We start from the raw sequence: 21655 nt of genomic DNA, 5'->3' as shown, positions 1-21655 counted from the left end.
AGACGCCGCGGAAGACGGCGCCGAATGCAGCTGCGCATGTGCGTGCTGCGACTAGGCCGAGGCCGATCCGTGTGAGAAGGCGCGGCGCGGCCGGCGCCCCGAGCGGCACGGCCGCGCCGCGCGCCAGGCACGTGCGACGGCCCGGGCCGAAAGGAAGAGGCAAGTGAAACAGTCGCTTCACGCACTGCGGTTCATCTACGGCTACCCTCTCCGCTACCGCCGGGCGATGACCGTGGCCACGATCACCATGCTGACCGGGCTGCTGAGCACCATCGCCATCCCGCTCATCATCCGGGTGGCCATCGACGCGGGCGTTCTCGGCGGCGACCCCGGACTGCTGCTCGCCGTCGCCCTCGGTGTCCTCGCCATCGGCGCGGCCTCCGCCGCTCTGCTCCACCTCGGCAAGCAGATGCGCTTCACCGTCGCCAGCAAGGCGGTCAACGACCTGCGGCACGACCTGTTCCGGAGCCTGCTCAGGCTGGGGCCGGCCGACACGGCCGAGGCGTCGGGCGGCCGGGCGCTGACCCGCCTGATCTCCGATGCCGTCTTCGTGCGCGGCCTCACCAACGGCGGCCTGCTTGAGCTGCTCAACCAGGCGCTGGTCACCGTGGTGATGTACCTGGTCGCGCTCCTGATCGACGTCCGCACCACGCTGGTCGCCTCCATCCCGCTCGCCATCGTGATCCTGGGCAACCTGAGCGTCCAAGGGCGCCTCCAGCGGGTCTTCGTCGACGTGAAGGGACAGTTCACCAACCTGTTGTCCGGCGTGGGGGAGTCGCTGGCCAACATCGGCGTGGTGAAGTCCTTCGGCCGCGAGGACGACGCCTCCGGCCGGCTGCAGAAGATCAACGAAGAGCTCTCCGCCCGCCGCGGCAGCATGAAGACCACCTACAGCCGGTGGGAGGCCATCCTCAACGTCATCGGGGCGCTCCCGACCCCCATCGCCCTGTGGCTGGGCGGCGGCGCGGTCGTCGACGGCGCGCTCACGGTGGGCGGCCTGGTCGCCCTGGTCGCGCTGATCATGATGGTCCAGATGAGCATGCACCAGGTGACCATGCACGCCAACGGCGTCTTCCGGTCGGTGGTCATCGCCCAGCGGCTGCTGCGCATCATCGAGGCGCCCTCGGTGCTCGACCCACGATCCGACAGCCGGCCCATGCCCGCTCCCGCCGGCGCGGTCTCCGCGGCCGGCATCGTCGTGGAGATCGGTGACCGCAAGGTGCTCGACGGGGTGAGCGTGACGGTCGAACCCGCCGAGGCGGTCGCGATCATCGGCCCCACCGGCAGTGGGAAGACGACGCTGCTCCACGTGCTGGCCCGCCTGCGCGACCCCGAGTCCGGCTTGGTCCTGTACGACGGCGCCGACGCCCGCGAGTACGACCTGGCGTCCATCCGGCGGCAGGTCGTGTGCCTGCCGCAGCGCCAGTGGATCTTCGAAGGCACCCTGGCGGACAACATCCGCTTCGCCCGGCCGGACGCCACCGCCGACGAGGTCAGCAAGGCGGCGGAGGCGGCGGGCCTGCGCCACATCCCGCTGGACCGCACCCTGGCGGCCGACGCGGTCGACCTGTCCGCCGGGGAAAGGCAGCGCGTCGGCCTGGCCCGCGTCCTGCTGGTCGACCCGGCGGTGCTGCTCCTGGACAACCCGACGGCCAACCTCGACGCGGAGACCGAAGTGGAGCTGCTGGAGACCATCACGCGGGTGCGCCAGGGCAGAACGCTGATCATCGCCACCCAGCAGCTCGCGGTGACCCGCTACGTCGACCGGGTGATCGCCCTCAAGAACGGCGTCCTGGCGGAGCCGGACTCCGTGCGACGGGCCGTACAGGACGACCGACCGGCGGAACGGCCGCTGGCGCCCGCCGGCCTGCCGGAAGGAGGTCAGGCCGATGACTGAGACGGCCGCCGAACCCGTGGTCCTCACCGACGTCGAGGTCAACCAGACGCTCCGCCGCGCGGTCAGGCGCTTCCTCCCCTACCTGCGGCCGCACGTCGGATGGATCGCGGTGGCCACCGTCGTGACCATCCTCAGCTCCATCATGACCATCGCCCAGATGTACACGGTGATGGTCGGCGTGGGACACATCGTCACCGGGAACATGGACGCCGTCTGGGGCACCGCGATCAACCTGGTGGTGCTGGCGGTGCTGGACAACGTCATCCGCATCACCTACAACATCGCGATGATCCGGGTGAACGAGCGGCTCACGGTCACCCTGCGGAACGACCTGGTGGCGCGCCTGCACAACCTGCAGCTGTCCCGTCACGTGTCCCAGGCCAGCGGCACCTGGGTCACCCGTGTGCTGTTCGAAGCCGAGCGCTTCCGCGGGTACATCACCAAGACCGGCCTGGAGCTCGTCCAGAGCGCCGTATGGTTCGTCGCGTTCGCGGTGTTCCTGCTGGCCCTGAGCCCCGGGGTCGCCCTGCCGACGCTGATCGTCATCCCCGTCATGGTGCTCATCGCGCTGCGCTGGACGCGTCATCTCAAGGCCGACACCCGGCGGCAGCGCGAATCGTGGGACTCCGTGGTGGGCTACCTGAACCAGCGCATCGACGGGCTCGCGGACATCCGCGCCTTCGGCCAGGAAGACAGCATGATGGCCGACCTGGAGAGCAGGTCCGCCGGGTACACCAAGGTGCACAACAGGCTGTCCACCAAGCGGCTGTGGCTCACCTCCTACCTGGGGTTCACCGTCCACATCGCCCTGGCCCTGCTGATCTTCTTCGGCGGGCTGCAGATCATCAACGGGCACGCCCTGGGCTCCGGCTTCTTCTTCGACCTGGCCGCGGGCATGATGCCCATGACCTGGATGCTGCTCGGCACCAACACGATGATGGCGTCGATGGGCATGGCCCAGGGCGCGGCTCTGGCCGCCGGCACGCTGGCGGCGTTCGCCCTGTTCTCCAAGCGCATGCTGAACCCGGTCCGCGACGTGGCCAACCAGCTCGGCCAGGCCTCCGACATGGCGGTGTCGGCGCACCGCGTCCTCGAGGTGCTCGACCTGCCCGAGGAGGAGGACACCGGCGACCCGTTGCCCGAGGTCCAGGGACACCTGCGGATCGACGGGGTGAGCTTCGCCTACGCCGACGGCGTCGAGGTGCTGCACGAGGTGGCACTGGAGGCCCGGGCCGGCGAGCACATCGGCATCGTCGGCGCCAGCGGCGCCGGCAAGAGCACGCTGATGCAGTTGCTGGTCCGCTTCTACACGCCCACCTCCGGCACGATCCGCATCGACGGCCACGACATCTCCCAGGCGACCAAGTCCTCCGTGCGCGGCCAGGTCCTGCTCGTGAGCCAGGAGGCACAGCTCTTCGACGGCACCGTCGAGGAGAACATCCGGTTCGGCAGGCCGGACGCCACCGACGAGCAGGTCGTCCAGGCCGCCCGCGCCGTGGGCGCCGACGAGGTGATCGGCGAGCTGAGCAAGGGCTATCAGACCAGGGTGGGCGAGCGCGGTGCGCGGCTGTCGGTCGGGGAGCGCCAGCTCGTCGCCCTCGCCCGCGCCATGCTGGCCGACCCTCGAGTGATCATTCTTGACGAGGCCGTCTCCAGCGTCGACCCCGCCCGCCAGCGGACCGTCCTGGCCGCCATCCGGCGGCTGCTGGAAGGCCGCACCGCGGTGGTCGTCGCGCACTGGCTGGCCCTCGTCGAAGACCTGGACCGCGTCTTCGTCCTGGAAGACGGCCGGATCGTCGAGAGCGGCAGACCCGTGGAACTCCTCACGGGTGATGGCCGGCTCGCCGAGCTCTGCAAGGTCCAGACCGGAGAAATCGCCCTACCCGCTGGAAGGAAGTGACCCATGTCCGTCACCGAGCCGAGCGTCAGCCAGCTCTTCTGGTCCGCCGCCCAGAACGAGCCGCTGCCCGTCGTCCAGGCCGAGACCAAGAGCTCGTGCTGTGGCCCGAAGACCGCCGCGACCGAGACCGAGGCTCCCGCCGCGAAGAGCTCCTGCTGCGGTCCCAAGCCCGCCACCGAGGAGAAGGCCGCGGCCACCGCCAAGAAGTCGTGCTGCGGATAGCACGCCACGTACCAGGAGGAAGCCGATGAGCAGGCGCTCACTTCGAGCCGCGGCGGCCGCGATCATCGCGGTGACCGCCGTGGCAGGTTGCGCGCAGAGCAGGGCCGATGGCAACTCCTCGCCGGCGGCATGCCAGACCGAGAAGCAGAGCGCCGGGCTCACCGTGCGGTTCACGACCGACCCGTGCCCGGCGAAGGGCGGCACGGCGGCCACCGGGCAGGTCACCATCCACGACTCCTCGGGCGCCCCCGTCACCGACGCGACCGTCAAGGTCGGCTACGACATGCCGAGCATGAACATGCGCGGCGGTGAGCACGTGGCGACCAGGAAGGGCGAGACCTACGAGTCCAAGCTCGTCCTGGGCATGACCGGCTATTGGATCGTCAGCGTCCAGGTGAACCGCGGGTCGGGGGCGCCGGCCACGATGCGGTTCGACGTGCGGGCCAAGTAGGGGAGACCATGCTCAGTCGCCGTGCGGCACAGCTGCCGCCCTCCAGCACCGCGGCGCTCGACGCGCACGCCAAACAACTCGCCGCGGAAGGCGTCGACGTCATCAACCTCACCAGTGGCGAACTGGCGTTCCCCACTCCGCGGGAGGCGTCCGACGGCGGGATCACCGCCATCACCGACGGCCGGACCCGGTACACCGCCGTCGCCGGCATCCCGCCACTGCGGCAGGCCGTGGCGGAACGGCTGACGCGCGCGTGGCGGGCGCCCTATGCCGGTGAGGAGATCATCATCACCAACGGCGCCAAGCAGGCACTCGCGAACGCCTTCGTCGCGCTGCTGGATCCCGGGGACGAAGTGATCATCCAGGCCCCGTACTGGGTGAGCTTCCCGCACATGGTGACCCTCGCCGGCGGCACACCGGTCATCCTCCCGACGGGACCCGGCACGGGATTCAAGATGACCCCCCGAGCCGTCGCCGAGCGCATCACCCCGCGGACGAAGGTCCTGCTGGTGAACAGCCCCTCCAATCCCACCGGAGTCGTCTACGACCGGCGGGAGCTGGCGGCCCTGGCCGAGGTGGCGCTGGGCGCCGGGCTCACCATCGTCAGCGACGAGGTCTACGGCGACCTGGTCTACCAGGAGGGCCTGTTCGCCGCCACGGCGTCCCTCGGCCCCGAGGTGCGCGCCGCCACCGTCACGGTCGGCGGCCTGTCGAAGACCTTCGCGATGACCGGCTGGCGGGTCGGGTACGCCGCCGGTCCGAAGCCGGTCATCTCGGCCATGGCCGCCCTGCAGGGGCACACGACGTCGGCCGCCTCGACCATCTCCCAGCATGCCGCCCTCGCGGTCCTGCTGGACGAGCCGGCCGCCGAGCTGGACGCCCGCAGGGCGGAGCTCGACGGGCGCAGGCGAGCCCTGTGCGCGGGGCTCGCCGGACTGCCCGGCCTCCGCCTCGACGTCGAACCCCTGGGCGCGTTCTTCGCCTTCGCCGAGGTGAGCGGCACCTACGGCCTCGCCTGGCAGGGCGAGACGATCCGCAGCGCCGCCGACTTCGCCCGTCATCTGCTGAGCGCGGCCCGGGTCGCCGTCGTCCCGGGCGCCGACTTCGGCGCACCCGACCACGTCCGGATCTCCTACGTGGACAGCCCGCAGGTGATCGGCGAGGCACTGGCCCGGATCCGGGCGTTCCTGACCGAGGCGGCGCGAGCCAACGTCGGCGCCGCCCGCCATTGACGCCATTGACGCCATCGCACCGAGCATCGCCGGGCCATCCGGCTGAAAGGACCAGTTGTGAGCGTTGTCGCTACGTACGCGGTGGAAGGCATGACCTGCGGGGGATGCGCGAAACGCGTCAGGAACGCCGTGGACGTCGCCATCCCCGGCGTCGAGGTGATCGAGATCGATCCCAAGAGCGGCCGGATGCGGCTCGGCTCGGATGCTCCCCTGCCCGAGGAGACCGTGCGGGGCGCGGTCGAGAGCAGCGGATACCGCTTCGCCGGGACCCTCGCGTGAAACCCCGCACCAAGCTGGCCGGCTTCCTGGTGGCGCTCGCGGTGGTCTTCGCACTGTCGTACGCGCTCGGGACCGTCGTGCCGCCGGTGGAGTTCTAGGCGCGGTCGGAAGGAGACGAACCAGTGTCCGCATCAGCTCTGCCGATCGCGAACCGCTCCGAGGTCACCCTGTTGATCGGTGGCATGACGTGCGGCTCGTGCTCGGCGCGCATCGAGCGCAAGCTCAACCGCATGGATGGTGTTCAGGCCGAGGTCAACCTCGCCATCGAGCAGGCGCACGTCGTCCACGACCCGGGCGTGTCGGTCGGGGAGCTGATCGCCGTGGTGGAGCGGCTCGGATACACGGCGGCGCTGCCGGAGCCCGAACCCGTCGCCGAGCAGGGCACAGACGAGCGTGAGGACGCGGAGGACACCGGCGACGCGGCGCTCGCCGTCATGCGACGCCGGCTCCTGATCTCCACCGCGCTCGCGGTCCCGGTCGTGGCCATGGCGATGATCACACCGCTGCAGTTCACGTACTGGCAGTGGTTGTCGCTGACCCTCGCGGCGCCCGTGGCGGTGTGGGGCGCGTGGCCGTTCCACCGTGCCGCGTGGAAGAACCTGCGGCACGCCTCGGCCACCATGGACACGCTGGTGTCGCTCGGTGTCATCGCGGCGTTCGGCTGGTCGCTCTACGCGCTCTTCTTCGGATACGCCGGGCTCCCCGGCATGCGGATGCCGTTCGTGATGCGACCGGTGTCCGGCGAGGGACTGCACCACATCTACCTCGAGGTCGCCGCGAGCCTCACGGTCTTCATCCTCGCGGGACGCTACGCCGAGCACCGCTCCAAGCGCCGGGCGGGAGCGGCGCTGCGTGCCCTGCTGCGGCTCGGCGCCAAGGACGTCGCGGTCCTGAGGAACGGCAACGAGGTGCGCGTCCCGGTGGACCGGCTGGCCGTCGGAGAGATCTTCTCGGTCCGGCCAGGGGAGAAGATCGCCACCGACGGCGTCGTGGTCCAGGGCACCTCGGCCGTGGACGTCTCCATGCTCACCGGAGAAAGCGTGCCGGTCGAGGTGGGACCGGAGTCGGCCGTCGTCGGGGCCACCGTCAACACCAGCGGACGACTGATCGTCCGCGCCACCCGCGTCGGCGCCGACACCCAGCTCGCCCAGATGTCCCGCCTCGTCACCGACGCACAGGCAGGCAAGGCCCCCGTGCAGCGCCTCGCCGACCGGGTCGCCGCGGTCTTCGTCCCCGTCGTCGTGACGATCGCCGCCGCCACGTTCGGGTTCTGGCTCGGCAACGGCCTGGACGTCGCGGCCGCGCTGACCGCCGCCGTCGCCGTGCTGGTCGTCGCCTGCCCGTGCGCGCTCGGCCTGGCCACCCCGACCGCGCTGCTGGTCGGGACCGGACGCGGCGCCCAGCTCGGCATCCTCATCCGCGGACCCGAGATCCTGGAGTCGACCCGGCGGATCGACACCATCGTCCTGGACAAGACGGGCACCGTCACCGCCGGAGCGATGCGGCTCGTCGACGTCGTGCCGCGCGCCGGAGAGGACGAGGACCAGATCCTCACCTTCGCCGGCGCACTGGAGGACGCCTCCGAGCATCCGATCGCCAAGGCCATCGCCGCCGGCGCGCGAGAGCGCCTCGGCGAGCTGCCGGCCGTCTCGGCGTTCGAGGGCAACCCCGGCCGGGGAGTCTCCGGCGAGGTCAACGGCGTGCAGGTACGCGTCGGCCGCGCCACATGGCCGGACGCCGCCGCCCCGCTGCCGCCCGAGTTGCGTCAGGCGCACGACGAGGCGGAGCGCCGCGGCATGACCCCGGTCCTGGTCTCCTGGGACGCGGAGGTTCGGGGCCTCGTGGTCGTCGCCGACACCGTCAAGCCGACCAGCGCCGACGCCGTGGAGGCGATGCGGCGACTCCGTCTGCGGCCGATCCTGCTCACCGGGGACAACACGCGTGCCGCCGAGGCCGTCGCCGGACGGGTGGGGATCACCGAGGTCCAGGCCGAGGTCATGCCGGCCGGCAAGGTGGAGGTCATCAAGCGATTGCAGCAGGAAGGGCGGGTCGTCGCCATGGTGGGCGATGGCGTGAACGACGCCGCCGCCCTCGCCCAGGCCGACCTGGGCATCGCCATGGGCACGGGGACGGACGCCGCCATCGAGGCCGGGGACATCACCCTCGTCCGCGCCGACCTGCGTGCGGCCGCCGACGCGGTGCGGCTGTCCCGGCGGACGCTCGCGACGATCAAGGGCAACCTCTTCTGGGCCTTCGCCTACAACGTCGCCGCCGTCCCGCTCGCGGTGCTGGGCCTGCTGAACCCGATGATCGCCGGTGCCGCGATGGCCGCCTCCAGCGTCTTCGTCCTCACCAACAGCCTGCGGCTGCGCCGGTTCCGCGCCCTGGCGGACGGCTCCGCGCCTGCCGGACCCACCGAAGCGCCGGTCCCACCGGACTCCGCGTCCGGCCGTGCGCTGGAGACGGCCACGACGAGCCGGGACGGCTGACGATGTTCCGGCGCGGGACCGGTGTGAGTGTTCGCGGAGATGACGACATGCGAGCCGGGAGCTGAGGCGATGGAATCGGCCGCGTCCGACGGGTACGCGCCACTGACGCGCGGAGTGCTCGACACCTCCGTGGCGGGAGACCTGGCGCCGATGTTCAAGGCGCTGGGTGATCCGGTGCGGCTCAGGCTGCTCTCGCTGATCGCCTCCCATCCCGACCGGGAGGTCTGCGTCTGCGACATGTCCGAGGACTTCGACCTGTCGTCCCCGACGATCTCCTACCACCTGAAGGTGCTCCGGGCCGCCGGTCTCATCACCGCGGACCGGCGCGGAACGTGGGTCTACTACAGCACGGTCGCAACGGCGCTCGACCGCCTGGCGCGGTTGCTCGACTCCCCGGGAGCGGCGCTCTCGGCGGTGCTCCCGGCTGAGATGGGACGTGAGGATCGGTGATCCGGAAGACGGCCTTCGGCGTGCCGATGGCGATCGTCACCCCCGACGAGGCGCTCAACGGGGACTGGTCCGTCCTCGGAGGCGAGGTCGACGTCGTGCGCGTGCAGGACCCGCCGATGGACGGGTGGCCGGACCTGGCGCGCGCGGGATTCTTCCCCAAACCGCAGGTCCTGGTGTGGCGGGCGGCCACGGCCGGGACCGAGGAGGCGTTCCTGGCCCGGTTGCCGAGCAAGGACAGGCGCAACGTCTTCGCCGCGCGCCGCAGGGTCGCGAACAACGGCGTGCGCTTCGAGGTCCGTCCGGTCTCGGCGGCGCTGCTCGACGCGTTCCTCCCGCTGTACGAGAACGAGGTCGGCAAGATGCGCCACGGCTGGGCCGGGGCCAGTACCAACAAGGACCGTATCCTCGCCGCGGCCGACGACTATTTCGCCGTCTGCGCGTGGGACGGCGACGACCTGGCCGGCGCCTGCCTCAACCTCCAGTCCCGGCCGAAGGACGAGGTGCGGGCGCGTTTCTCGGCGGTGACGCCGCGGCACCGCTCCGCCGGGCTGCCTCGTCTGCTGTACATGAGGGTCATCGAGGAGGCCCGCCGGCGCGGCTTCGGCTGGGTGAGCCTCGGGAGCGACCCCAACCTGTACGGCCACATGGTGAAGCCCGGCCTGTTCGGCTTCAAGAGTCGGCTGGGCTTCGTCGCCGTCCCCTCGCATCTGGTCGACCCGGGCTCCGGTTCCGACCAGGCCGATCGGATCGTGCGCTTGAGCGCGCTCACCGATCCGTCGTTCGTGCTGTCCTACGCCGCCGGTGACGATGGCCGGCCGCGCCGCGGACCGGCCCTGCGGCTGGAGGTGTTCGGCTCGATCGAGGAACCGGATCTTCGCCCTTACGCCGCCGGCTTCCTCGCCGAGGTGCGCGCGCACCGTCTCGGCGAAGCGCCTGTTCCCGCGAGAAATCGCTGACCGAGAACGATAGGAAGGAAGAAATGCCGCGCGAACCGTACATTCTCGTGCCTGCGAGGCCTGACGCCGCCGAGCCGGGCACCGTCCACCCGGCCGGGGCGGGCATACCCGCCGGCTGGGACGACTCGCCCCTCCCCCCGCTGATTCCCGGAGCCGGATGGGACATCGCGGCCTGACCGGGCTCACGGCCATGTGGCTCACGGCCATGTGGCTCACGGCCATGTGGCTCACGGCCATGTGAGGTATCCGCTTCGATGTGACGGTCAGCCCGTCGCCTCGCCGGGTGGCCGAACGGCCGCGGACAGCCGGGACACCCGGTCGGCGAGCTCGTGGAAGGCCCGCTCGAAAGCCTCTCCGGTCTCGCGGCTCACCGGATCCGGTACCGACCAGTGCAGGTGGTCGGTGCCGGCGAGTCCTTCGTGGGCCTGGTCGCACACCGCCACGACGAGGTCGTCCGGGCGGACGACCTCGTCGACGCGCCTTGGCCGGGCGCCTTCCAGCGTCAGGCCATGATCGCGCGCCGTCGCCACGGCGCAAGGATGCACTCGCGCCGCCGGTCGGGTGCCGGCGGAGGCCACCGGAACGTCGCTGCCGTCGGCCCACAGCGCCGCGGCCAGCTGTGAACGGGCGGAATTGTGGGCGCAGACGAAGACCACCCGCGGCGCCTGCCGCACGGTGACGGGCGTCAGACCGGAGAGCGTGCCTGGGACCATCCGGAGGTAGGTGCGGCGACGGTCGGCCTCCGACCGCGTCCGCTCCACCAGGCCGACGTCCTGGAGCGTCTTGAGATGGTGGGCCAGCAGATTGCTGGGCAGCCCGAGTGCGTCGCCGATCTCCCGGGGTGAGGCGTCACCGAGCGCGAGCATGTCCATGATCGACAGGCGGATCGGATCACCGAGAGCGGCGTGGACACGAGCCCTCGCCGTGATGGAAAGTGGTCCGTCGCGCTCCATTCACTCAATTCTGGTTGAGTGAATGGAGCGCTGTCAACGGTCGTCAGGACGGCCCGCCGGTCACTTCTTCCGGACGCTGCACGCGAAGCACTTGTACGCCTGCTGGCCGGAGAGGTTGTCGTACAACCCGTCGTCGACCAGCATGTTCGCCGGTTCGTACCGCGGATCGTCGTACAGGTCGCCGACCCGCTGGGCGGGGCCGAAGGTGTTGGGCAGGTAGATGGTGTCGGTACGAATGCCGGCGTCGAGCAGCGCGGTGCCGGTCACCGCGCCGCGCGGGCTCTCGACCACGACGGTGTCGCCTTGCGCGATCCCCAGCTTCTGGGCGGTGCTCGGGTGGATCTGCACCAGGCGGACGCCGTTGAGCCGCTCGCCGGTCGGGGTCCAGTGGGTCACCGAGGCGAAGTGCACGACGCTCGGCCGACCGGTCATTCCCATCAGCGGGAACCTCCGGTGGACGGCGCTGGAGCCCGGCACGCCGAGCCGCACCGGCTGGGTCAGCGCCTGCGGGTTGATGGGGTTGGAGATGTACCGGTCCTCGTAGGCGATGGTCGGGTGCGCGCCGGTGACCTCGGGATGGGTGTAGAAGGTCGGCAGCGCGTGATGGCCGCTCGGCGCGAGCCTGCGCTCGAGGTCCGGGGTGGTGATCTCGATCTTCCCGCTGGGGGTCAGGAACCTCTTGCCGCGGTTGGCGGGGTCGAGCGCCTCGGCGGCCTTGTACCAGCTCGGGTGGTCCAAGTAGAGCGTGCTGACACCGGGATGGTCCGTCGTGGGGCACGGCCAGCGCAGCGGTTCGGTGCGCGCCCGGAGGCGCTCGCGGGTCATGCCGCCCATGCCCGGGGTGTTGGCCACGAAGGTGTCCCAGAGCTTCGGATAGCTCTTCCACTCCAGCGGGAAGGCGTCGGTCCAGTACGAGCTGGGACGCCGGCGGTCGTTGCGGCCCAGGGCGTGCGCGAGGCCGATCCAGATCTCCGTGTCGGACCACGAGTCGCCGACGCGTTCCACGGCGGCGTCCTGCCATCGGATGGCCCGGTCGTCGCGGCGCATGTACACACCCTCGAATTCCAGGCCGCTGCAGACGGGCAGGATGATGTCGGCGTAGTACGCCGCCTCCTCCATGAACAGGCCGGTATAGACGTAGAAGTCGAGCTTCGCGAACGCCTCCCGTACCTTGCCGGTGTTCGCCGAGCTGATCAGCGGGTTGCCCTCGGTCATCACGGCCTTGAGGCGGTAGGGCTTGCCGTTGAGGATCGACTCGGCGAAGGCGTCCGGGCCGACGGGCAGAGCCGGTCCGCGCTCGGGGGGAGTGACCTTCAGTGCCGGGAGGTCGAGGCCGCCGGGCCAGGTGTTGTGCATGAAGTTGCAGCCGCCGCCTGGAACGCCGATGTTGCCGGTGATCGCGGCCAGCATCGTGAGCGTCCGGTAGGTGTCGAAGGCGCCGAGCTGATGGGAGATGCCGGCATTGCAGAAGATGGCGGCCGGGCGCGCGGTGGCGTAGTCCACGGCCAGCCGCCGGATCGTCGCGGCCGGCACCCCGGTGACGCCCGCGGCCCAGTCCGGAGTGTACGCCTCGGCCTCCAGATGCTTGCGCAGATCCTCGAAGCCCAGCACCCAGCGTGCCACGAACGCCTTGTCGTAGAGGTCCTTGGTCACGATGTGGTGCAGCATGCCCAGGACGAGCGCGAAATCGGTGTGCGGCTTCGGCGCTATCCACTGGTCCGCGTGCACGCTCGTGGGCGTGTGCCGAGGGTCGACGACGACGAGCTTGGCGCCGGTGCGCTTTCTGCCGCGGAGGAGGTGGGCGAAGGTGACCGGGTGGGTCTCTCCTTGATTCGTCCCGAGGAAGAGGAAGAACTTCGCCGCCCCCAGGTCCTCCTTGCCGGTGGCTCCGTCGACGCCGTAGCCGTTGGTGAAGTTGCCCAGGCCGAAGGTGGTGGCCAGGGCGTTGCCGCCGGCGTCGTTGCAGACCGGGCCGACATCGGTGTCGTTGGGGCTGCCCAGCAGGGAGAAGACGCGGCCGACCAGCGATCCGGTGCCGCGGGGCAGTCGGCCGGTGGTCCGGTTGGCGATGGCGCGGGCTTCTCCGGCATCGCGGAGCGCCAGCCAGCGCCGGGCGATGACGTCCAGCGCGTCGTCCCACGAGATGGGCTCGAAGCGGCTGTCGGGGTCACCCTTGCGTCCCGAGACGCGCCGCAGCGGCGTGGTGAGCCGCAGAGGGTTGTAGACGAGCTCGGTCATCATGGGGGCCTTGACGCACAGGTTGCCGTCCTGCACGGGGTCCTTGTGCTCGCCTCGGACCTCCAGGACCCGGCCGAGCTTGAGTGATACTTCGAGCCTGCAGTTGCTGTTGCAGAACTGGCACGCGCTGTGCACCACCTTGTCCGGCGTCAGCGCGGCCGAACCCTCACTGAAGTCCGGCATGGAGGTCCCACCCGAACCTGCGGTCACCGGCGCCGCCGCGTATGCCGCTTGACCCGTGAAAGGGACAATGCCCGACACCCCGCCCGCGGCCGTGCCGGCGCTCGCGAGTATCGCGCCGCGCAGGACACCTCGGCGCGTGACACCGTCGCCTTCTCCGGGCACAGCGCCCTCCTGCTCCACCATGACGTCTCTCCCATCGCGATGGGCCGCTCACGGGGAACACTCTGATGTTCAGCGCCGGATCATGAAAGTGATCCACCCAGGCAGCATCCTGCCGGGCAACTTCGTGCCTTGCTCAGGCGCGGACCGTCGAGGGGCCCTCATCCCGGCCGGGTCGCCGTTGCCGGAAACCTCCTGCGCATGGCGAGAGAGACATAGACCAGGGCGACCAGGACGGGAACCTCGATCAGCGGGCCGACGACACCTGAAAGGGCCTGGCCCGAGGTGACGCCGAAGGTGGCGATGGCGACCGCGATCGCCAGCTCGAAGTTGTTGCCCGCCGCGGTGAAGGCCAGCGTGGCGGTGCGGTCGTAGGGCAGCCCGATCGCCCGGCCCACCGCGAACGAGCCGCCCCACATCACGGCGAAGTACGCCAGCAGTGGCAGCGCGATGCGGGCCACGTCACCCGGCCGGGCGGTGATCGTGTTCCCCTGGAGGGCGAACAGAATGACGATGGTGAACAGCAGGCCGTACAGGGCGGCAGGGCCGATCCTGGGCAGGAAGGCGGTCTCGTACCAGTGGCGGCCCTTGACCTTCTCCCCGGTCCGGCGGGTGAGGTAGCCGGCCAGGAGGGGGATCCCAAGGAAGATCAGCACATTGACGACGATCTTCACGACCGAGAACCGCAGGTCGTCGGTGGGAAGGCCGAGCCATCCGGGCAGGATGCCGAGGTAGAACCAGCCGAGCAGGCCGAAGGCGAGCACCTGGAAGACCGAGTTCAGCGCGACGAGGACGGCGGCGGCCTCGCGATCGCCACAGGCCAGGTCGTTCCAGATGATGACCATGGCGATGCAGCGAGCGAGACCCACGATGATCAACCCGGTGCGGTACTCCGGCAGGTCGGGCAGGAAGACCCAGGCCAGTGCGAACATCACCAGCGGACCGGCGAGCCAGTTGAGCACCAGCGAGGTGACCATGAGGCGCCGGTCGCCGGTGACGGTGTCCAGCCGGTCATAGCGGACCTTCGCCAGCACCGGGTACATCATGACCAGTAGGCCGAGGCCGATCGGCAGCGACACCCCGCCGATCTCGACCCTGCTCAGCGCGTCGCCAAGCCCGGGGACCACCCTTCCCAGCCCGAGCCCGGCGGCCATGGCGGCGATGATCCACGCCGGCAGGAAGCGATCCAGGGTGGACAGCCTTCTTACCAGGCCGGCCTCGATGGCGGCGGGCTCGGCGGTCATGTGGGCCTCTTTCTGCTCCGCGTCAGCGGTGTCCGGTGACGTCTTCGACGGTGCCCCAGGGGACACGGCGCGCTGGGTTCCTTCCGGGCGGTGCCGGTGGAGGCTCCGCCGCCGTTGACGGTACGATAGAAGCTCAATAATCATTGAGTCAATCTTCTATGACTGAATTCGGTCCTGTCTGGGGCCAAGGAAGGTCGCTCATTGTTCGCCGCCAAGCCCCGCGTTCTGCTCGTCTGCGTCCACAACGCCGGGCGCTCCCAGATGGCCGCCGGATGGCTGAACCACCTCGCGGGGGACCGGATCGAGGTACGGTCCGCCGGGTCCATGCCGGCTGAGTCCATCAATCCGCTGGCCGTCGAGGTCATGGCCGAGGTCGGCATCGACATCGCCGGCGAGCAGCCCAAGGTCCTCACCCCCGAGGCCGTCCAGAGCTCCGATGTCGTCATCACCATGGGCTGCGGTGACGCCTGCCCGATCTTTCCGGGTAAGCGCTATGAGGACTGGCAGTTGGACGACCCCGCCGGCAAGGACCTCCACACCGTCCGCCGCATCCGGGATGAGATCCGGGCGCGGATAGGACAGCTGATCGCCGAGCTCGGCTCCGGCGCGGTCTGAGCTTCGACGCTATCCGCGTGACGCGCGGTGGTAGGCGACGAGCGCGGTCGCCCCCGCCGCGCAGGCGGCGGCGACCACGCCCATCACGGCCCCGTACCCGACGATCTGCGCCAGGGCGGCGGCGCCCAGCGGCGCGCCGGCTCTCGCGGTCATCGAGAAGAACGCGATGCGCCCTGCCAGCGTGGCGTAGGCGGTGGTGCCGTACCGTTCCGCGAGCAGGTGCGGCTGGGTGACGGCCGCGACGCCGAAGCCCATCCCGAACGCCAGCACGCAGCCGACCGCTCCCACCGCGCCGCGCCCGACCACCGGCAGCAGGAGCGCCGCCACGCCTTGGACGGCGAGGATGACGGCGGCCACGACGGCGATGCCCACGCGACGCTGCAGGCGGGTGGTGACCAGCCGTCCGGTCACCGAGAGCACCCCGAGCAGCCCGGCGATCCCGGCGGCGAAGACGGGGGGATGACCGAGGCGGATGAGATAACTGATCAGCAGCACGGCGACCGTGGCGACCGCGGCGGCGTGCGCGGTGAAGGCGGTGACCAGCAGCCAGAAGGACCGCTCGCGTACTGCGGCGCGTGCCACGGCGGCCCGCTCGGACTCCGCATCGGACGCCGCGGCTTCGGAGCGCGAGCGGCCGCGGCGGCGCAGGACCAGGGCGTGCAGCGGAACCGCGGCGGCTCCGTACAGCAGGGCCAGGACGACCGCGGCGTGGCGCCAGCCGTATCGGTCGACCAGCAGGCCCGACAGCGGCAGGAAGATCGAGGAGGCGAACCCGGCGACGATCGTGACGGCCAGCAGCGCCCCGGCCCGCCGGCGCGCGTCGAACCAGCCGATCACGACGGCGAACGCCGGCTCGTACAGGACCATGGCCGAGGCGAGCCCCACGGCCACGAACACGCCGTAGAGCTGCGGCAGGTTCTCCACGCGCGACCAGGCCAGCAGGGCCAGCGTGCCGAGCACCGACCCTGCGGTCATCAGGACACGGGCGCCTCGTGCGTCGACCCACCGTCCGACCAGCGGCGCGCACAGGGCGCTCGTCAGGACCGCCAGGGTGAGCGCCGTGGCGACCTGCGGGGCGCCGGCGTGCAGGTCGCGTCGCATGGGTGTGAGGAACACCGAGAAGGCGTAGTAGAGGACGCCGTAGCCGATGGTCTGGGTCACGGCCAGGGCGGCGACGATCCGCCGGCCGTGGCGGACCCGAGGCCGATCGCCGCTCCGGTTCTCCGAGGCGGCGATCGGTGGAACAGAACTCACTCCGGAATCCTGGCGCCCCGGTCAGCCGCAGCAGCCGCCACCGGAGTCGACGCTCACCAGTGACAGCGGGTTGGCGAGGAGCCCTCCGCTGACGCCCGTCGCCAGGCCCACGCGCGCTTCCTGCGCCTCGGCGAGGTTGGAGGAGCACACGCCCGTCTCGGGAAGGTCGAGCTGGACGTCGCGGGCCGCCTCCCAGTCTCCGGCGAGCGCCGCCACCACGGAGCGGACCTGCTCGTAGCCGGTGGCCATCAGGAAGGTGGGGGCGCGGCCGTAGCTCTTGACGCCCACCGTGTAGTAACCGGTCTCGGGGTGGGCCAGCTCGTCCACGCCATGAGCCGGCACGGTGCCACAGGAGTGCTGATTGGGGTCGATGAGCGGCGCCAACGCGCGGGTGGAGCCGAGGATCGGGTCCAGGTCCAGCCGCAGCTCGCCGGCGATGGAGTGATCGGGACGGTAGCCGGTGGCCGACACCATGCGGTCGGCGGTGATGGACCGCTCCGCCCGGGAGGGGTCACGGCTGATCACCTCCAGCCCGTCATCGGTGACCGTGATGCGGTGGGTGTAGAAGCCGGTGACCAGATCGATGCGTCCCGACTCGACCAGGGCGTGCAGGCGCGTGCCCAGCGCGCCGCGCGCCGGCAGCGCGTCGGCGTCGCCTCCGCCGTAGGTGCGCGCGGCGCTGCCTGCCCGGATGGCCCACGTGATCGGCGTGTCCTTGAGCTCGGCCAGGGCGAGCAGCGTGGTTGCGGCGGAGTGACCGGCGCCGACGACCAGGACGCGACGGCCCTCGTAGGCGCCGCGGTCGGCGCCCAGCACGTCGGGCAGCGCGTGGTCGACGAGCGTGACCGCCTCGGGCTCACCGTGAGCGGGCAGACCGCTCGCTCCCAGGGCGTTCGGGGTGGCATAGGTGCCGGAGGCATCGATGACCGCCTTCGCCTGCACCTCCTCTCCACCGTCCAGACGGATGAGGAACGGCGCCTGCTCGCGTCCCTTGGTGCGCACCCGGTCGTACCCGAGGCGGCTGATCGCCGTGACCTTCGTGCCGAGCCGGAGTTTGGGCGCGATCGCGGGATGGGCGGCGAGCGGGGTGAGGTAGTTCTCGATCAGCTCGGCGCCGGTCGGGAGCCAGTCGGGGTCCGGGGCCGTCCAGCCGCTCGTTTCGAGAAGACGGCGGGCGGCGGCGTCGATGTTGTACCGCCAGGGACTGAACACGCGCACATGCCCCCACTGGGCCACCGAGGCGCCGACCTGACCTCCGGCCTCCAGCACCAGGAAGTCCAGGTCGCGCTCGGCGAGATGAGCGGCGGCGGCCAGCCCGACCGGTCCCGCGCCTATCACCACGATGGGCAGGGCATGCGAATCGGCCTTGGAGGGGAAGGGCTCGATATCCAGGGTCACCGGGCCGCAGCATCCGTCACTCATGATCGCCTCTCCGTATGATCGTGTATGCCGATCCCAGCCGGTCGTGCCGGGACTGTTTCGAAGTCTGTCTAAGCAACTCAAGTGTGCCGCAGTGGTTAGAGCGCTGTCAAATTAGATGAACTTCAAAACATCCTACTCCTCGGATCGCGACCGCACTCCTTGTGGCGATGGACGGCAAGGGCTTCTCTAGGGGTACTTCATCTACTATCGTCGATGAAAGATGAACAGAGATGTCGTCCCTCTCGAACGGGACTCGGCAGAGGAGTACGCGGGCTGGTTCAAGGCCCTGGCCGACGCCACTCGCATCCAGATCGTGTCGCTGTTGGCCCGGCACCGGGAGCCGCTGACGGTGGGGGAGATCGTCCAAGCCGTGCACATAGGCCAGTCGACGGTGTCCCACCATCTGAAGATTCTGGCCGAAGTGCGGTTCGTGTTGGTGGAGCGACGCGGCACCGCGAGTCTGTACCGCATCAACGAGACCTGCGTACGTTGCTTTCCCACCGCCGCGGACGTGGTGATGGGCCGTCCCGCCCCGGTGACCCCCACCTGCGAGTAAGGACCACGCGATGGCACACGATGAGGCCGTGCACGACTGCTCGGATCTGACGAGCGCCGCGCTCTCCGGCGAGTCGGTCTCTGACTGCGCAGCGGACACCTTCGGCGGGGTGGGCTACGAGGAGGCGACCAGACCGTCCGAGGGAGCTGTACGGACGAGCTCGGCCTCCTCGCCGGGTATCACCATTCGCCCCATGCGCGAGGCGGACGCCGCCCGGGTCCTGGCCATCTACCAGGCCGGGCTCGACACGGGGAACGCCAGCTTCGAGACCACCGCCCCCACCTGGAACCACTTCGACCAGGGCAAGCGCCGCCGGCTTCGCTATGTCGCCGTCGACCCGGACACCGACCATGTCGTGGGCTGGATCGCGGCCTCGCGTGTGTCGAACAGGTCCGTCTACGCCGGAGTGGTCGAGCACAGCATTTATGTCGATCCGTCCTGCCGTGGGCGTGGTATCGGCCGTGACCTGCTCAACGCCTTCATCGACGCGAGCGAGACCGCCGGGGTATGGACCATCCAGACCGGCATCTTCCCCGAGAACGGTCCCAGCCTGCTGCTGCACCAAGCCTGCGGGTTTCGCGTCGTCGGCACGCGCGAGCGCATCGGCCGGCATCATGGCGTCTGGCGTGACGTGCTGTTCCTGGAACGCAGAATGCGGGACGATCCGCCATAGGCGAGCGGTCGATGGTCGTCGTGATGCGACGAGAACTCAGCCCCAGCGACGCCGGGCATGTGATGGTGAAGCCGAAGAGCTACTACTTCGGTGCGGTGCTACTGGGTCGTAACGAGGTGCGGGAGCCGGGCAAGAAGGTCAACGACCGGGATGGCATCGCGGTGGCGAAGTTCCGGATCCAGGGTGACCGGATGTACTACCTGTTGCAGTGGAAGCGCACCGCCAAGCCATCGACAGACATGCCGACTGGTTGAGTGGCCGATATCGGGAGCCGGAGTCCCGTGACCTCGCCAGGTCGGTAGGCGATATCCAGGACTACATGGGCTTCACTGTGGCCGGTACCAAGGCCGGCCTTCCTCGCCAGGGGACCTGTCATGCCTGCTGTCCGGCGCTTGACTTCAAGTCGACTTGAAGGCGCATGCTCGCCCCATGTCCGAAGACGGTGCGACGAGCACCATAAACGATTCCGTCGAGTCCCTGATCAAGATGCTTGATGCGGCCGATTCTCTTCCGGGTGTCGCGCGGCTGCGAGCCCGCTCGTACGAGCTTCTCAGGCCGGCGCCGGGTGCCGCCGTAGTGGACGTCGGTTGCGGTACCGGGCGCGCGGTCGCCGAGATGAGCGACGGCGGCGCTCGGGCGATCGGAGTCGACGTGAGCGAACAGATGGTGACGGTGGCGAAGCGCCGCCGCCCTGACCTGGATGTCCGCCTCGGCGGCGCCTATGCCTTGCCGCTCGAGGACGGCGAGGTCGTGGGCTACCGGGCCGACAAGGTGTATCACGCGCTCGACGACCCGGCGCGGGCTCTCGCCGAGGCCACGCGGGTGCTGGCTCCTGGAGGCCGCGTTGTTCTCATGGGCCAGGATTGGGACACCTTCGTGATCGACTCTGACGACTCTGCCCTCACGCGCACCATCGTCCACGCCAGGGCCGACGTCGTACCGAGCCCGCGAGCGGCACGCCGCTACCGCAACCTGCTCCTCGACGCCGGCTTCGAGGACCTTTCGGTGGAGGTGCACACCGCGATCTTCACCGACTCGTTGATGCTCCCCATGCTGTCCGGCATCGCACAGGTGGCGCGCTCGGCGGGCGCGATCAGCGAGGACGAGACCGAAAGGTGGACCACCGAGCAGACCATACGAGGACAGGAAGGCCGGCTGTTCTGCGCTCTGCCTCTGTTCGTGGCCGCTGCGTCTCGCCCGTGACGACGACGGAATGATCAGCTTGTAGCCGTTCGCTGGAACGCCATCGCCGCCGGATCGGCAAGCGTTCCGGCGTCACGGAGCTGATAGGTGCTCTGCGTGTTCGGCTATGAGCTGCTCGAAGGACGTGCCGCCCACCATCCTGTCCAGTGCCTCGGTCATGTAAGTGCACTCTCGGGTCGGGTGTTCGGTGGGGCACATCAGTGCATGCTGGAGGAAAAGCTGCGCGTCCTGAGCCCGCCTGATGAGCTCTTCGAGCTTCTCGATCTGCTCGCGTACGGTCTGCCGCCACTGTTCTCCGGGCTCGTCGAGCACGGCGGCGGCAGTGTCGAGGTTGAGGCCCAGCCGCTGCATGATCTGGATGAAGGCCAGCCGGCGTAGTTCGTCCGGACCGTATCTTCGATGGCCGTGGCTGCGTTCGGCCGGAGGCACCAGACCGCGCTCATCGTAGTAGCGCAAGGCTGAGGTGCTCACGCCCAGCCGTCGGGCGGCCTCACCAATAGGGATCAGCTCCATGTACTCATTTCACTGCATGCAGGGCTCAATCAGCCATCTGTCGAGGGAGGAGGCATGACGGCACAGGCCGTCGTGGCAAGGCGTGTTGCGGCTGATCAAGGTTCCCGGCAGAACCAACCGAGCGCGATGGGAGAAGCGGGGCGTGCGGCCGGGGGGCGCGGTGGAGTCGCGTTGGGACGACCGGGCGTTGGAGCGGTCAGGAAGTCCGCCTGAAACTTACAGCGGCATCCGTCGCGGACCAGCGGTTCGAGCGGGTCGTCTCCCTTTCTGTTGACGCACTTCCGCCTCATCTCTAGCGTGAGGCCCCCGTGGGTGATCGACATTTATTTGTTAACGCTAACAATGGGAGAGGTGTGGAGACAAGGAGAGCCGGTCCTTTCCGATGTTTCCGACCGGCCCACCCGCCGTTCATCCATAGCCATGCCCGCCCTCCCGCCCGTTGTTCCCGTTGCCGCTTCATGGCTGCCGGCTGCGGCGAGGCGGCCGCGACGTCGCCCGTTGTCTCCGGGCGGCCGCAGCTCACGACGCTGGAGGTCTCCTGTCATCGTCTTGCAGCCACCGTCAGCTCTTCCAGGCCGCGGGCGGCACCGCCGTCCATCGGTGGACCATGATCAACAATGGTTGGAACCCGAGCGGCAGGCCGGTGCTGGGCATGCCCGACATCTCGTGGCTCGGACGTACGTCAGCACCACGATGTGCACAAGTGCACGTTTGTGCCCAGTAATTCAGATCCAGTGATGGGAGTTTCATGGCAATGATCATGGCC

Annotated in this window: 21 protein-coding genes; 15 read left to right on the top strand and 6 right to left on the bottom strand. The window is 69.8% G+C overall.

The window, feature by feature from the left end:
* Positions 1 to 163: 163 nt before the first annotated feature.
* From ABZU32_RS28780 to ABZU32_RS28735, 10 genes are all read left to right on the top strand, one after another.
* Complete coding sequence (locus tag ABZU32_RS28780) at positions 164 to 1897, top strand: ABC transporter ATP-binding protein (protein WP_354926854.1); 1734 nt, start codon at positions 164 to 166, stop codon at positions 1895 to 1897.
* Positions 1890 to 3797, top strand: a complete 1908-nt coding sequence (locus tag ABZU32_RS28775; RefSeq protein ID WP_354926852.1) for an ABC transporter ATP-binding protein — start codon at positions 1890 to 1892, stop codon at positions 3795 to 3797. Before ABZU32_RS28780 ends, ABZU32_RS28775 begins: the two co-directional genes overlap by 8 nt.
* Before the next feature lie 3 nt (positions 3798 to 3800).
* A complete protein-coding gene (locus ABZU32_RS28770; protein ID WP_354926850.1) occupies positions 3801 to 4019 on the top strand; it encodes a hypothetical protein in 219 nt (72 codons plus the stop codon).
* Positions 4020 to 4044: 25 nt separating this feature from the next.
* The gene (locus tag ABZU32_RS28765; protein ID WP_354926848.1) at positions 4045 to 4470 is read left to right on the top strand and encodes a FixH family protein; all 426 of its coding nucleotides are present in this window, start codon (positions 4045 to 4047) and stop codon (positions 4468 to 4470) included.
* A gap of 8 nt (positions 4471 to 4478) precedes the next feature.
* Positions 4479 to 5702, top strand: a complete 1224-nt coding sequence (locus tag ABZU32_RS28760; protein ID WP_354926846.1) for a pyridoxal phosphate-dependent aminotransferase — start codon at positions 4479 to 4481, stop codon at positions 5700 to 5702.
* A 57-nt stretch (positions 5703 to 5759) separates the two neighbouring features.
* Positions 5760 to 5981 carry a heavy metal-associated domain-containing protein gene (locus tag ABZU32_RS28755; RefSeq protein WP_354926844.1) on the top strand — a complete coding sequence of 74 codons (222 nt, stop codon included), beginning with the start codon at positions 5760 to 5762 and terminating at the stop codon, positions 5979 to 5981.
* A 122-nt stretch (positions 5982 to 6103) separates the two neighbouring features.
* Positions 6104 to 8470: a heavy metal translocating P-type ATPase gene (locus ABZU32_RS28750; protein ID WP_354926842.1), complete on the top strand. Its 2367-nt coding sequence runs from the start codon at positions 6104 to 6106 to the stop codon at positions 8468 to 8470.
* Positions 8471 to 8539: 69 nt separating this feature from the next.
* Positions 8540 to 8920, top strand: coding sequence for a metalloregulator ArsR/SmtB family transcription factor (locus ABZU32_RS28745; protein ID WP_354926840.1), 381 nt, complete (start codon positions 8540 to 8542; stop codon positions 8918 to 8920).
* Complete coding sequence (locus ABZU32_RS28740; protein ID WP_354926838.1) at positions 8917 to 9876, top strand: GNAT family N-acetyltransferase; 960 nt, start codon at positions 8917 to 8919, stop codon at positions 9874 to 9876. The genes ABZU32_RS28745 and ABZU32_RS28740 overlap by 4 nt, the downstream gene beginning before the upstream one ends.
* A gap of 47 nt (positions 9877 to 9923) precedes the next feature.
* Complete coding sequence (locus ABZU32_RS28735; protein WP_354926836.1) at positions 9924 to 10052, top strand: hypothetical protein; 129 nt, start codon at positions 9924 to 9926, stop codon at positions 10050 to 10052.
* Positions 10053 to 10139: 87 nt separating this feature from the next.
* Here ABZU32_RS28735 and ABZU32_RS28730 read toward each other — a convergent pair whose 3' ends face one another.
* The 3 genes from ABZU32_RS28730 to arsB form a co-directional block, all read right to left on the bottom strand.
* Positions 10140 to 10829: a helix-turn-helix domain-containing protein gene (locus tag ABZU32_RS28730; protein ID WP_354926834.1), complete on the bottom strand. Its 690-nt coding sequence runs from the start codon at positions 10827 to 10829 to the stop codon at positions 10140 to 10142.
* Between the two features lie 60 nt (positions 10830 to 10889).
* Positions 10890 to 13250 carry a molybdopterin-dependent oxidoreductase gene (locus ABZU32_RS28725; protein WP_354926832.1) on the bottom strand — a complete coding sequence of 787 codons (2361 nt, stop codon included), beginning with the start codon at positions 13248 to 13250 and terminating at the stop codon, positions 10890 to 10892.
* A gap of 320 nt (positions 13251 to 13570) precedes the next feature.
* Positions 13571 to 14653, bottom strand: a complete 1083-nt coding sequence (gene arsB / locus ABZU32_RS28720) for an ACR3 family arsenite efflux transporter (RefSeq protein ID WP_354926830.1) — start codon at positions 14651 to 14653, stop codon at positions 13571 to 13573.
* A 201-nt stretch (positions 14654 to 14854) separates the two neighbouring features.
* Between arsB and ABZU32_RS28715 the strand changes: the two genes are divergently transcribed.
* Positions 14855 to 15268, top strand: coding sequence for an arsenate reductase ArsC (locus ABZU32_RS28715; RefSeq protein ID WP_354926828.1), 414 nt, complete (start codon positions 14855 to 14857; stop codon positions 15266 to 15268).
* 9 nt (positions 15269 to 15277) lie between these two features.
* On the opposite strand, the gene ABZU32_RS28710 is transcribed toward ABZU32_RS28715, so the two are convergent.
* Positions 15278 to 16522, bottom strand: coding sequence for an MFS transporter (locus tag ABZU32_RS28710; protein WP_354926826.1), 1245 nt, complete (start codon positions 16520 to 16522; stop codon positions 15278 to 15280).
* Between the two features lie 21 nt (positions 16523 to 16543).
* Positions 16544 to 17944, bottom strand: a complete 1401-nt coding sequence (locus tag ABZU32_RS28705; RefSeq protein WP_354926824.1) for an FAD-dependent oxidoreductase — start codon at positions 17942 to 17944, stop codon at positions 16544 to 16546.
* 220 nt (positions 17945 to 18164) lie between these two features.
* On the opposite strand from ABZU32_RS28705, the gene ABZU32_RS28700 reads away from it, so the two are divergent.
* The 4 genes from ABZU32_RS28700 to ABZU32_RS28685 all read left to right on the top strand — a co-directional run bounded on the left by ABZU32_RS28700 (position 18165) and on the right by ABZU32_RS28685 (position 20376).
* A complete protein-coding gene (locus ABZU32_RS28700; RefSeq protein ID WP_354926822.1) occupies positions 18165 to 18500 on the top strand; it encodes a metalloregulator ArsR/SmtB family transcription factor in 336 nt (111 codons plus the stop codon).
* A gap of 10 nt (positions 18501 to 18510) precedes the next feature.
* Positions 18511 to 19173: an N-acetyltransferase family protein gene (locus ABZU32_RS28695; protein ID WP_354926820.1), complete on the top strand. Its 663-nt coding sequence runs from the start codon at positions 18511 to 18513 to the stop codon at positions 19171 to 19173.
* A gap of 11 nt (positions 19174 to 19184) precedes the next feature.
* Positions 19185 to 19427 (top strand): hypothetical protein, encoded by a 243-nt coding sequence (locus tag ABZU32_RS28690; RefSeq protein ID WP_354926818.1) that lies wholly within the window; start codon positions 19185 to 19187, stop codon positions 19425 to 19427.
* A 175-nt stretch (positions 19428 to 19602) separates the two neighbouring features.
* Complete coding sequence (locus ABZU32_RS28685; protein ID WP_354926816.1) at positions 19603 to 20376, top strand: methyltransferase domain-containing protein; 774 nt, start codon at positions 19603 to 19605, stop codon at positions 20374 to 20376.
* Positions 20377 to 20448: 72 nt separating this feature from the next.
* Here ABZU32_RS28685 and ABZU32_RS28680 read toward each other — a convergent pair whose 3' ends face one another.
* Positions 20449 to 20889 carry a MerR family transcriptional regulator gene (locus tag ABZU32_RS28680; protein WP_354926814.1) on the bottom strand — a complete coding sequence of 147 codons (441 nt, stop codon included), beginning with the start codon at positions 20887 to 20889 and terminating at the stop codon, positions 20449 to 20451.
* Positions 20890 to 21655 lie beyond the last annotated feature (766 nt).

The sequence above is a fragment of the Sphaerisporangium sp. NPDC005288 genome, assembly GCF_040607475.1.
GTDB lineage: Bacteria > Actinomycetota > Actinomycetes > Streptosporangiales > Streptosporangiaceae > Sphaerisporangium > Sphaerisporangium rhizosphaerae.
Note: the sequence above shows the minus strand (reverse complement) of the source record. Positions and strands in the feature narration are given on the sequence as shown.